General features: G+C 68.9%; 8 protein-coding genes. 2 read left to right on the top strand and 6 right to left on the bottom strand.

All coding sequences use genetic code 11. The features are described from left to right. Positions 1-8: 8 nt before the first annotated feature. Genes AB0C28_RS19935 through ftsE form a run of 4 tightly spaced genes read right to left on the bottom strand, consistent with a single transcriptional unit; the run spans position 9 to position 4,018 of the window. Positions 9-1,865, bottom strand: coding sequence for a penicillin-binding transpeptidase domain-containing protein (locus tag AB0C28_RS19935; RefSeq protein ID WP_357847036.1), 1,857 nt, complete (start codon positions 1,863-1,865; stop codon positions 9-11). 19 nt (positions 1,866-1,884) lie between these two features. Then, positions 1,885-2,352: an SsrA-binding protein SmpB gene (smpB, locus tag AB0C28_RS19930; protein WP_106236735.1), complete on the bottom strand. Its 468-nt coding sequence runs from the start codon at positions 2,350-2,352 to the stop codon at positions 1,885-1,887. 47 nt (positions 2,353-2,399) lie between these two features. Continuing rightward, positions 2,400-3,308 carry a permease-like cell division protein FtsX gene (gene ftsX, locus AB0C28_RS19925; protein WP_357847039.1) on the bottom strand — a complete coding sequence of 303 codons (909 nt, stop codon included), beginning with the start codon at positions 3,306-3,308 and terminating at the stop codon, positions 2,400-2,402. 20 nt (positions 3,309-3,328) lie between these two features. Then, positions 3,329-4,018: a cell division ATP-binding protein FtsE gene (gene ftsE / locus AB0C28_RS19920; RefSeq protein ID WP_091079803.1), complete on the bottom strand. Its 690-nt coding sequence runs from the start codon at positions 4,016-4,018 to the stop codon at positions 3,329-3,331. Positions 4,019-4,219: 201 nt separating this feature from the next. Between ftsE and AB0C28_RS19915 the strand changes: the two genes are divergently transcribed. After that, on the top strand, positions 4,220-4,411 hold the full coding sequence (locus AB0C28_RS19915; RefSeq protein WP_106236732.1) for a hypothetical protein: 192 nt from the start codon (positions 4,220-4,222) through the stop codon (positions 4,409-4,411). Here AB0C28_RS19915 and prfB read toward each other — a convergent pair. After that, the gene (gene prfB, locus AB0C28_RS19910) at positions 4,397-5,512 is read right to left on the bottom strand and encodes a peptide chain release factor 2 (protein WP_357847043.1); all 1,116 of its coding nucleotides are present in this window, start codon (positions 5,510-5,512) and stop codon (positions 4,397-4,399) included. The genes AB0C28_RS19915 and prfB overlap by 15 nt on opposite strands. A gap of 47 nt (positions 5,513-5,559) precedes the next feature. Here prfB and AB0C28_RS19905 point away from each other — a divergent pair, with 47 nt between their 5' ends. Beyond that, positions 5,560-6,579, top strand: a complete 1,020-nt coding sequence (locus tag AB0C28_RS19905; RefSeq protein ID WP_358076214.1) for a hypothetical protein — start codon at positions 5,560-5,562, stop codon at positions 6,577-6,579. A gap of 255 nt (positions 6,580-6,834) precedes the next feature. Here AB0C28_RS19905 and AB0C28_RS19900 read toward each other — a convergent pair whose 3' ends face one another. Then, positions 6,835-11,709: an NAD-glutamate dehydrogenase gene (locus AB0C28_RS19900; RefSeq protein WP_357847048.1), complete on the bottom strand. Its 4,875-nt coding sequence runs from the start codon at positions 11,707-11,709 to the stop codon at positions 6,835-6,837. Between the last annotated feature and the right edge of the window lie 35 nt (positions 11,710-11,744).

The raw sequence follows: 11,744 nt of genomic DNA, 5'->3' as shown, positions 1-11,744 counted from the left end.
CGACTAATTCACGAAGAGCTGCCGAGGCCCGCGAAGAAGCTGCCCGCGACGGCCCCGGCGTTGTAGTTCTTCGCCAGCACCGCGAGGGCCACGTCGCCCTGCCAGCCGACGAACCAGGTCTGCTGGTCGCCGGCGGACGCCGTGACCCCGTAGACCTTGCCCTTGCCCGCCTGGGCGGGGGTGCCGGCGGCGCCGGCCCGCATCATCGCCGTCAGCGTCGCGCGGACCTTCGGGTCCATCGGGATCGGCGCGGGCTGGGTGGCCGGCGCCGGCTCGGCTGCCGGGTCGGCCGTCTTGGGCTCGGTCACCAGCACGGGCGGCCGCCAGGTGCCCGAGGCGACCGTGGCCGCCACCAGGGCCATGCTGAGCGGGCTCACCTGGACGTTCTGGCCCGCGATGGCCTTGGCCTTGTCGGCGTCGCTGGACAGCGCGGGACGGGCCCCGCTGAACGACTTCAGCGGCAGCCGCCACGGCTGCCCGATGCCGAAGCCCTGAGCGCTGCGGTCGAGGTCGCCGGCCGAGACGCGGCGGGCCAGGGAGGCCAGCGCGGTCACGCAGCCCTTGGCGAAGTGTTCCTGGAACGTGGCCGACGTCGTGACCCCCGTGGTCTGGCCGACGTGCACGAACTTGGCCCCGCCCACCGTGCGCTCCTGCGGGCAGGCCAGCCGCTGCTTGGGGCTGACGCCGGCCTTGAACAGCGCGTCGGCGGCCACGATGGAGAACGCCGTGCCGGCCGGGAACTTGCCCGCCAGCGCATCGCGCTCCTGGTGCAGGCCCTTGGTGCCGACCGCGAGGATCTCGCCCGTGTTGCGCTGCACCGCGACCAGCGCGCTCGTCTCGGTGTCGGCCACCGCCTGTTCGGCCGCCCGCTGCGCGGCCCGGTCGATCGTGGTCTTCACCGAGACGTTCTGGCGGCCGGGCCACTCCTTGAGCTGGGCGACCTCCTTGCCGGTCTTGAGGTCGAGGATGACGACCTTGGTCTCGGTCGAGCCGGTCAGGTAGTCCTGGTAGGCCTGCTGCAGCCCGCTCTTGCCGACCGAGTCGCCGGCCCGCTGCGGGCCTCCCAGCTTCTGCTCGGTCTCGGGGGTGAGCGCGCTCACGCTGCCCACGATCTGCCGGGGCGGATCGGGGTTGACCGGCTGGTCCTGCGGCTGGACCTCGATCCCGGCGATGGCGTCGAGCTTCGGCTGCATCGACTGGTAGCGCGAGCGCCCGAACGTCACCAGTTGCACGAACTTCTCGGGCGGCGACGACCTGACCCGGCTGAGCAGCCGGTCCTGGGCGTAGCCGGTGACCTCGGACAGCCGCGCGACGACCTCTTCTGCCCGGTCGCCCAGCTTGGCCGGGTAGACGCCGGCGACGTAGAGGACGGTGTCGCTCTGCAGCGGGTCGCCGGCCTTGTCGACGACCGGCATGCGCGCGTTGGGCTCGGTGTCGACCGCGAAGCGCTGGCCCTGCTTGAGCTGCGGATGCAGCACGGACGGCGACCAGCGCACCCGCCACATCCCGTCGACCAGGTGCAGCGGCAGCACCCCGTCGTATTCCCACAGGGGGTTGTTCTCGCCCAGGTCGACCTCGGCGTGGAAGTTGGCCTTGGACTCCTCGCCCTCGACGCCCAGGCTGGTGATCTTGAAGCGGAACGAGGCCGCGTCGAGCTCCAGCTTGGTGTCGGCCAGCGCCTTGCGCACGGTCGCCGGATCGCCGTCGGTGCGGCCGGCGGCCAGCTCGTAGTCCTCGGTCTGCCAGCCCACGAGGAAGTCACGCACCGCGTCGTGCGGCGATGGCTCCTCGAAGCAGCCGGTCAGCGTGGTGCTCGCGACCGCCAGGGTGACGGTCGCGGCCAGGGTGCGGCGGGCGCGTCTCATCGGTTGCGGTGCCGCCGTCTCATCGGTTGCGGCCGCGCAGGGCCCGGGCCATCTCCCGCTTGGCCTGCTGCTCCGCCAGCGCCTGCCGCTTGTCCCAGTCTTTCTTGCCCCGGGCGATGCCGATCTCGACCTTGGCCCGGCCGTCCTTGAAGTAGAGGACCAGCGGCACGATCGTCAGCCCGCCCTCCTTCGTCTTGGCGGCGAGCTTCTCGATCTCCTTGCGGTGCAGCAGCAGCTTGCGCTTGCGGCGCGCCGCGTGGTTGGTCCACGTACCTTGCGAATATTCGGGGATGTGCACGTTGAGCAGCCACGCTTCGTTCCCGTCGATGCTGGCGTAGCCGTCGACGAGCGAGGCGCGACCCTCGCGGAGCGACTTCACCTCGGTGCCCTGGAGCACGAGACCCGCCTCGAAAGTGTCCTCGACGTGGTAGTCGTGCCGAGCACGTTTGTTCTGGGCGATGACCTTCCGCCCGGTCTCACGTGGCATGGTTCGACTTTACCGGCGACCGGGGCGGGGACGACCCATGTGCACGGCTACACCCTCAGGTAGCGCCGCAGCGTCACGAACGAGGCCAGGATACAGATCACGACACCGATGATCATGGTGATCGTGATCGTCTGGGCCACGTCGTTCCAGCCCAGCAGGGCCGTGGCGCCGCCGAAGAAGCCGACGATCTGGTCGAACAGGAACACCTTCGCCACGATCAGGATGACCGCCGCGAACACGCCGCCCACCAGGCCGGCGATGACGCCTTCCATGACGAACGGCAGCTGGATGTAGAGGTTGGAGGCGCCGACCAGCCGCATGATGCCGGTTTCTCTGCGCCGGTTGAACGCCGACAGCCGGACCGTGTTGCCGATCAGCAACGCCGCCGCCAGCACCAGGATGATCGCCACGGTGAGCGCGGCGAAGGCCAGTTTGTCGAGCATGCTGAAGAACGGGGCGATCAGCTGTTTCTGGTCCATCACCTGGGCGACGCCGGGCTGACCGGTGACCGCCTGGATGACGGACTCGTAGTTGTCCGGATCCTTGAGCGCGATACGGAACGACTGGGGCAGGTCCTCCACCTTGGTGGCGTCCACGAGGGCCTTGTTGGACGAGAACGACTGCTTGAAATTCTCATACGCGGTCGTCTCGTTCTCGAAGAACACCTGCTTGACACCCTGGGTGCCCTTGATGTGCGCTTCGAGCGCCTTGGTCTGCGCGGGCGTGATCGCCTTGCCGTTGCAGGCCGGCATGGCCGTTCCCTTTTTACACAGGAAGACCGACACTTCGACCTTGTCGTCCCAGAAGTTCTTCATCAGCCCGACCTGACTGTTGATCATCAGGCCGACGCCGAGCATCGCCATGCCGACCGCCACGGTGATGATCACCGCGATCGTCATGGTCAGGTTGCGACGGAGGCCGATCCAGACCTCGGAGAAGATGAAATTCGCCCGCATGTCTTGTCTGCAGCTCCCTGTCAGTACGCCTGGCCGTACACGCCACGCGACTGGTCACGGACGATCTTGCCGTCCTCCAGCTCCACGACACGCTTACGCATGGAGTCGACGATGGCCGCGTCGTGCGTGGCCATGACGACCGTGGTGCCAGTCCTGTTGATGCGGTCGAGCACCTTCATGATGCCGATGCTCGTCGCGGGGTCGATGTTGCCCGTGGGCTCGTCGGCCAGCAGGATCATCGGCCGGTTGACGAACGCGCGGGCCATGGCGACGCGCTGCTGCTCGCCGCCGGACAGCTCGTCGGGCATGCGGTGGGCCTTGCCTTCCAGGCCGACCAGCTCGATGACCTCGGGCACCACCTTGCGGATGAACCGCCGGGGCTTACCGATGACCTCGAGGGCGAACGCCACATTCTCGTAGACGTTCTTGTTCGGGAGCAGCCTGAAGTCCTGGAACACGCAGCCGATGCGGCGGCGCAGGTGCGGCACCTTGAAGTTGGACAGGCGGGCCAGATCCTTGCCGGCGACGTGGATCGCCCCGGAGTTGGGCCGCTCCTCCTTGAGGATCAGGCGCAGGAACGTGGACTTGCCTGATCCCGAGGGACCGACGAGGAACACGAACTCGCCCTTGTCCACGTCGACGGAGACGTGGTCGAGAGCGGGCCGGTTCTGGTTCGCGTAGACCTTGGTGACATTATCGAAATGGATCACGAGAGCATCACGGCATGCCAGTCTAGGGGTCAGGACGGAAGCGAGGGTGGCACATGCCCACTTCCCGCCACCGGCCGATCGGGGGCGTCTCTTTACTGATGATCGACGTTCCGATTGGCCAGACGACAGTCTAGGGGGAAGACTGGCATGGAACGTCCATAACGGAAACAAAACGATTGTGCGGCTAGACTTGGGGCTGACATGAGTTGCCAACACCTCGTATGCGCGCAGTGCGCCCACCCCGTGATCGAGGGCCGCTGCCCCCTGTGCCGCGCCAACAGGGAGCGGATGCACAACCACGGCTTCGCCGGGCTGTCACCCGCTCTCGTCGTCGGGCTGCTGCTGGTCCTGCTGCTGCTGAGCCTGGTGGCCGAGCACCTAGTCGGTGCCTGACTCCTGACGCCGCATCCAGCGGATCTCCGACTCGATGAACTCGTCGAGGTCGCCGTCGAGCACGGCTGAGGGGTTGCCGGCCTCGGTGCCCGTACGCAGGTCCTTCACGATCTGGTAGGGGTGCAGCACGTAGTTGCGGATCTGCGTACCCCACGACGTGGTGGTGGCGCCGCGCAGCTCCGACATCTTCTCCGCCTCCTCCTGCCGCTTGCGCTCCAGCAGCTTGGCCTGCAGCACGTTCATCGCAGTGGCGCGGTTTTGCAGCTGGGAGCGCTCGTTCTGGCAGGAGACGACGATGCCGGACGGCAGGTGCGTGATGCGCACGGCCGAGTCGGTGGTGTTGACGCCCTGGCCGCCGGGGCCGCTGGAGCGGTAGACGTCGACGCGGATCTCGTCCTCGTTGATGTCGATGTGGTCGGTCTGCTCGACCACCGGCACGATGTCGACCCCGGCGAACGAGGTCTGGCGCCGGCCCTGGTTGTCGAACGGGCTGATGCGGACCAGCCGGTGGGTGCCGTGCTCGCCGCGCAGCGTGCCGTAGGCGTAGGGGGCCTTGATCGTGAACGTGGCCGACTTGATGCCGGCCTCCTCCGCGTAGGAGGTGTCGTAGACCTCGGTGGCGTAGCCCTTGCGCTCGGCGTAACGCAGATACATGCGCAGCAGCATCTCCGCCCAGTCGGCCGCGTCGACGCCGCCGGCCTGGGAGTTGATGGTGACGAGCGCCTCGCGGGCGTCGTATTCGCCCGACAGGAGGGTGCGCACCTCAAGGGCGCCGATGTCGGACTTCAGCGTCTCGAGCTCCTTGTCGGCCTCGGCACGCGTGTCGTCGTCGGCCTCCTCGGCCGCGAGCTCGTAGAGGACCGTCAGGTCGTCGAGCCGGCGCGCCACGCCCTCGACCCGGTTGAGCTCGCCCTGGAGGTGGGAGAGCTTGCTCGTCACCTTCTGGGCCTGGTCGGGGTCGTCCCACAGGTCGGGCGCGGCAACCTGCTGCTCCAGCTCAGCGATCTGCTTGCGCATCGCGTCGAGGTCGAGCACGTCCTGGATGCTGCGGAGCGTGCCCGCGAGCTCGTTGATCTCTTCTGCCGGATCGATGCCTGCCACGTCTCCCAAGGGTACGCGACCCTCGCGGGCCCGAATAACATGGCGAGGTGCGTGCTTACGGTCGGCGGAAGATGCTGGCGCTCGCCGCCGGCCTGCTCGCCGGGGTGACCGCCTGCAGCGGTGGCGCCCCGCCCGCCCCGACCAAGGCGGCCGGGTCCAGCTCGGCCCGGCCCTCGCCTTCGGCGCCGGAGCCGGCCGTCACCCGCGAGGAGGCGGCTGAGGCGTTCGCCGAGTTCATCGCCGCCGACGACCTGCTGCGGGTGCGCAGCGAGCTGCGGGGCCGGCTGCAGCAGGCGAAGGACCTCACGGTCGGCGGCCAGGCCGCGCTCACCGTGGCCGCCTACTCCACCACCGACTACGCGCCGCCGCGCTACCGGTGGGGCTCGCCGACGCTGCTGGTCCCCCGGTTCCCGCCGGAGGAGCGGGCGCCCTGGTTCAGCGCGCTGGTCACCCGCGACGACCAGCCCACGCTGGTGACGTTCGCCAGGTCGGGCGACGACTGGCAGCTGAGCTCGGCCGCGCGGCTGCTGCCCGGCCAGGAGCTGCCGCCGGTGGCGCTCGACGCCGACGGCTACGCCACGGCGGTGGCGGCCGACGACAAGTCGGTGACGATCAGCCCGCAGTTCATGGGTCCTGTGCACGCCAGCGTGGCCGAGACGGGCAAGTCGGGCGTCACGGCGGGGCTGCTCGCCCCCGGGCCCTACACGACCGAGGTGGCCGAGCAGATCGCCACGCTGCGCGGCGACGCCAAGTTCAACGAGCTGAGCTACGACTCGATCTTCAGCGCCGACAACTACCCGGTCTACGGGCTGCGGACGGAGAACGGCGGGGCGCTGATCCAGTACTCGCTGTCGCGCACGAGCACGACGAAGAACATGGTCGACAAGTCCTACAAGATCCCGGTGCCGGAGGAGGCCAGCCGCTGGCTCACCGGCGGCACGGTCAGGCTCAGCCTCAAGCTCACCGAGGTCCACCAGTACGCGACGGTGGTCCCGCCGCTCACCGCTCCTGCCGCCGCGGCTGTGATAGCTCACGACGGCGGCCTTACTGGCGCCGTCGGCCAGTAAAACCCTTTCATCCTTTACGCGCTGCCGTGGCCGGCCACCCGCCGTCGTGGGCCGGCGCCTGTCCAGGGAAACGCCCTCTGACCGGTCTGTGGCGCACCGCCGTAACGGAGCGCACTGTCGGCCCCGTTCCGTGGTCGTTCGCCGCCTGACGGCCCCATGGAGCGCCGCGGCACCACGTCCGAGCCGGCACCGGCGCCTGGCGAGACAGACCTGAAGCCGGCCGGGGCAGCGTGCGTGCTGCCCCGGCCCTGAGCGTCAGGCTTCTGTGTGGGGGAGGTTGCTCGCGGCCACCAGCGTGCGGATGGCACGCAGGGCGACGGAGAGGGTGGCCAGGTCGAAGTTGTCGCTTTCCCAGATCTCCGACAGCGTCTGGCGGGCGCGGGACACCGCCGCCGAGTTGGCGTCCGACCACCGTGCCAGCCGCTCCTCAGGCGGCAGCCCCGGCTTGCTGTGGGCCAGCACGTCCCGGGTCAGCGAGGCGTGCGCGGCGTACAGGTCGTCGCGCAGCGCCGAGCGGGCGATCGAGTTCCACCGGTTGTCGCGGGGCAGCGAGATGATCCGTTCGCGCAGCCGGGCCAGCTGCAGCCGGTCGGCCAGGTCGAAGTAGACCTCGGCCGCCTCGCTGACCGGCCGCCCCGTCAGCGACGAGATCTCGACCAGGTCGAGCGTCGAGTACGCGGGCACCATCCCCGCGACCCGCTCGGCCAGCTCCAACGGCACGCCGCGGGCCACGAACGAGTCGCGGCGGTCCTCGTAGGCCGCGAGGTCGGGCCCGGTCAGCAGCTTCGGGATGTGGGAGAGCAGCCCGTTGAAGCCCTTCATGAAGAAGCTGACCGACCCGGCCAGGTCGAGCGGGGGCCGCCGGTTGACCAGGAGCCAGCGGGCGCCGCGCTCGGCCAGCTTGCGCGCCTCCAGCAGCATGGCGATCTGGGTGGCGGTGTCGACCTCGTTGTCCAGCGACTCCACGGCCCGGTAGAAGCTGGGCAGGTCGAAGACCTCCCTGGCGACCAGGTAGGCCCGCACGATGTCCGGGGTCGATGCGCCGGTCTCCTCGCCGAAGCGGAACGTGAACGTGGTGCCCGCCGCGTTGACCAGCTCGTTCACCACGCAGGTGGTGATGATCTCGCGGCGCAGCGGGTGCTCGTCCATGTACGTGCGGAACCGCTCGCGCAGCGCCGACGGGAAGTACGACACCAGCCACGACGCCAGGTAGGGGTCGTCGGGCAGGTCGGAGTTCAGCAGCTCGGCGTCGGCCACCAGCTTGGTGTAGGCCAGCAGCACGGCGAACTCGGGCGCGGTCAGCCCGAGCCTGGCCTGCCGCCGCTCGGCGAGGGTCTTGTCGGACGGCAGGAACTCCAGCTCCCGGTTGACCAGCCCGTCGCGCTCCAGCTTGCGCAGGTAGCGGGCGTGGATGTGGAGCATCTCGACGGCCTGGGAGCGGGAGGCGGCCAGGACCACGTTCTGCGCGTAGTTGTCGCGCAGCACGAGGTCGGCGACCTCGTCGGTCATCGAGGTGAAGACCTGGTTGCGCTGCTTGTCGGTCAGCTCGCCGTCGCGGACGACCTGGTCGAGCAGGATCTTGATGTTCACCTCGTGGTCGGAGGTGTCGACGCCGGCGCTGTTGTCGATGAAGTCGGTGTTGACCAGCCCGCCGTTGAGCGCGAACTCGATCCGGGCGAGCTGGGTGAAGCCCAGGTTGCCGCCCTCGCCGATGACCTTGCAGCGCAGGTCGGAGGCGTTGACCCGGAGCGCGTCGTTGGCCTTGTCGCCGACGTCGGCGTTGGACTCGGCGCCCGACTTGACGTAGGTGCCGATGCCGCCGTTCCACAGCAGGTCGACCGGGGCCTTGAGGATGGCGCTGATCAGGTCGTTGGGCGCCATCGAGGTGACGCCGGCCGGGATGCCGAGCGCCTCGCGCATCTGGGGCGTGATGGGGATGGACTTGGCGGTGCGCGGGAAGACGCCGCCGCCGGCCGAGATCAGCTTGGCGTCGTAGTCCTCCCACGAGCTGCGCGGCAGCTCGAAGAGCCGCTGCCGCTCGGCGTAGGTGCGTTCGGCGTCGGGGGACGGGTCGACGAAGATGTGCCGGTGGTCGAACGCGGCCACCAGCCGGATGTGCCGCGACAGCAGCATGCCGTTGCCGAACACGTCGCCCGACATGTCGCCGACGCCGGCCACGGTGAAGTCGGTGCTCTGCACGTCGACGCCCATGGTGCGGAAGTGGTACTTGACCGACTCCCAGGCGCCGCGGGCGGTGATGCCCATGGCCTTGTGGTCGTAGCCGATCGAGCCGCCGGAGGCGAAGGCGTCGCCGAGCCAGAAGCCGTACTCCTTGGCCACGCTGTTGGCGATGTCGGAGAAGGTGGCGGTGCCCTTGTCGGCGGCGACCACGAGGTAGGTGTCGTCGCCGTCGTGCCTGACCACGTCGGGCGGGGGCACGACCTTGCCGTCCACCAGGTTGTCGGTGACGTCGAGCAGGCCGGAGATGAACATGCGGTAGCAGGCCACGCCCTCGGCGAGCAGCTCTTCCCGCGAACCAGACTTTGGCGGATGCTTCACAACAAAGCCGCCCTTGGACCCAGTCGGCACAATAACGGTATTTTTCACCATCTGTGCTTTGACCAGGCCGAGAATCTCCGTCCGGAAATCCTCCATCCGGTCCGACCACCGCAACCCGCCGCGGGCGACTTTCCCGAAACGCAGATGCACGCCTTCGACGCGCGGCGAGTAGACGAAAATCTCGTACTTCGGCCGCGGCAGCGGCAGCACGCTAATGGCCCCGGGGTCGAGTTTGAGCGATATGTACGGTTTGCGACTGCCATCCACTGTTTGGAAGTAATTGGTGCGCAATGTCGCCTGAATCATCTCCAGGTACGCCCGCAGAATGCGGTCCTCGTCCAGCGAGGCCACCGCGTCCAGCGCCCCGAGGATCTCCTCGTGCAGGGCGTCCACCAGCTCCACCCGCACGTCCTCGCCCCGCCGCGGATCCAGCTTGGCCTCGAACAGCTGCACGAGCAGCCGCGCCAGCCGCACGTTGTCCCTGAGCACCTGCTCCATGTACGGCTGCGAGAACGTGCTCCCGGCCTGGCGCAGGTATTTCGCGTAGGCCCGCAGGATCTCGACCTGCTCCCAGGTCAGCCCGGCGGCCAGGATCAGCGCGTTGAAGTCGTCGGCCTGCACCCGCCCGTGCCACAGCGCGGTGAGCCCGTCCTGGAAGAGGCGCTTGAAGTCGTTCCTGTCGACCTCTTCCGAGGGGATGTAGCGCAGCCCGAAGTCGTAGATCCAGGCGTTCTTGGTGCGCGGGTCGTTGTCGCGGTCGATCTCGTAGGGCCGCTCGTCCACGACCTCCACGCCGAGCCGCTGGATCAGCGGCAGCGCCTTCGACAGCGAGATCGGCGAGCCGACCTTGTAGACCTTGAGCCGCCGCTCGCCCTCGGTGGCGTCGTACGGCTCATAGAGGTTGATCTCGACCCGTTCGCCGTCGCCTTGCTCGACGAGGTGTTCGAGCCGCCTGAGGTCGACCACGGCCACCTTGGGCGGGAAGTCGGCCTTGTACCCCTCGGGGAAGGCGGAGGCGTACCGCTTGATGAGCGCGGGGGCCTCCTCCTCGGAGGCCATCTCTCCCAGCGCCGCGGCCAGGTCGTCCTCCCAGGAGCGGGTGAGGCCGGCCAGGCGCGCCTCCAGCTCCTCCACGTCCACGCTCGGCCGCGGCAGCGGGGTGCCGCGCTCGCCGCGCACGACCACGTGCAGCCGGGCCAGCACGGACTCGCCGATCATCGCGCTGTAGTCGAGCGACTTGCCGCCCAGCGCCTTGAGCAGCACCTCCTCCATCTTCAGCCGGACCTTGGTGGTGTAGCGGTCGCGCGGCAGGTAGATGAGGCAGGAGATGTAGCGGCCGTAGTCGTCGCGGCGCAGGAACAGCTTGACCTGCTTGCGCTCGCGCAGCCGCAGCACGCCCATCGCGATCGGCAGGAGCTGGTCAACCGAGGTCTGGAACAGCTCGTCGCGCGGGAACGTCTCCAGGATCTCGATCAGGTCCTTGCCGTCGTGGCTGTCGGCGGGCAGCCCGGCCGCGTCGAGCACGTCGCCCAGCTTGCGCCGCAGCACGGGGATCCTGGAGATCGACTCGCTGTAGGCCACATGGGTGAACAGGCCGAGAAAGCGCCGCTCGCCGATCACCTCGCCGTCGGGGGAGAACAGCTTGACCCCGATGTAGTCGAGGTAGGTGGCGCGGTGGACGGTGGCCCTGGAGTTGGCCTTGGTGATGATCAGGAGCTGCTTCTCGCGCGCCTTGGCCCGCACCTCGGCGGGCAGCGCCGCGAAGCTCTCGGAACCCACCTTGTCGTCGCGCAGGATGCCCAGCGCCGCCCCTGGCAGCGCCCGCAGCGTCTCGCCCTCGTCGGTGTGCTCCAGGCGGTACTCGCGGTAGCCGAGGAACGTGAAGTGCCCGTCGGCGAGCCAGCGCAGCAGGTCGAGGCTGTCCTCCACCTCCGCGGGCTCAAGCGGCGGCGGGTTCATGCTCAGGTCCTCGGCCGTCTGCACCGCCAGCGCCCGCATCTTCCTGAAGTCCTCGACCGCGTGGCGCACGTCGGTGAGCACCCGCTGCAGATCGCCCTCGACCCGCTTGAGCACCTCGGGGTCGGACTGACGGTCGATCTCGATGTGGATCCACGACTCGACCAGCATCTGGCCGGTGACGTCCTCCTGGCCGCGGCCGAGCATCCGCCCGGTCATGTCGCGGCGCACCCGCATCTGCGGATGAACCACCAGATAGGTGCCCAGGTCGTGCCGGTCGAGCTCCATCGTCACCGAGTCCACCAGGAACGGCATGTCGTCGGTGACCACCTCCACCACGGAGCGGCCTGGGTCCCAGCCGTGCTCGTCGAGTGTGGGGGTGTAGGCCCGCACCACGGCCCGGCCCTGGGGGCGGACCTCGGCCAACTGGCGCTGGGACATCGCGGGGCCGTACACGTCAACGGGGTTGCGGTCGAGCAGGTCCTCCGGCGCGACATGCCGGTAGTAGAACCGGAGGAAGGACAGAGCCTCCTCGGCGCTCACATGCTCGCTGCCCACCGCGCAACTCTCGGCGGCTCTCTGGAGCAGCTCGTCCTTGGCCTCGTCGAGCGGCATTTCGCTCTCACTCCTTTGTGAGGGTTCGCCATGGC

The sequence above is a fragment of the Nonomuraea sp. NPDC048892 genome (assembly GCF_040649735.1).
GTDB classification, from domain to species: Bacteria; Actinomycetota; Actinomycetes; order Streptosporangiales; family Streptosporangiaceae; genus Nonomuraea; species Nonomuraea maheshkhaliensis.
The sequence above is the reverse complement of the archived record's forward strand: the minus strand, read 5'-3'. Positions and strand labels throughout refer to the sequence as shown.

Excerpts from the sequence above, each read along its gene's own strand:
- ftsX (WP_357847039.1), bottom strand. The coding sequence starts at position 3,308 with ATGCGGGCGAATTTCATCTTCTCCGAGGTCTGGATCGGCCTCCGTCGC.
- AB0C28_RS19900 (WP_357847048.1), bottom strand. The coding sequence starts at position 11,709 with ATGCCGCTCGACGAGGCCAAGGACGAGCTGCTCCAGAGAGCCGCCGAG.
- AB0C28_RS19935 (WP_357847036.1), bottom strand. The coding sequence starts at position 1,865 with ATGAGACGCGCCCGCCGCACCCTGGCCGCGACCGTCACCCTGGCGGTC.
- smpB (WP_106236735.1), bottom strand. The coding sequence starts at position 2,352 with ATGCCACGTGAGACCGGGCGGAAGGTCATCGCCCAGAACAAACGTGCT.
- AB0C28_RS19915 (WP_106236732.1), top strand. The coding sequence starts at position 4,220 with ATGAGTTGCCAACACCTCGTATGCGCGCAGTGCGCCCACCCCGTGATC.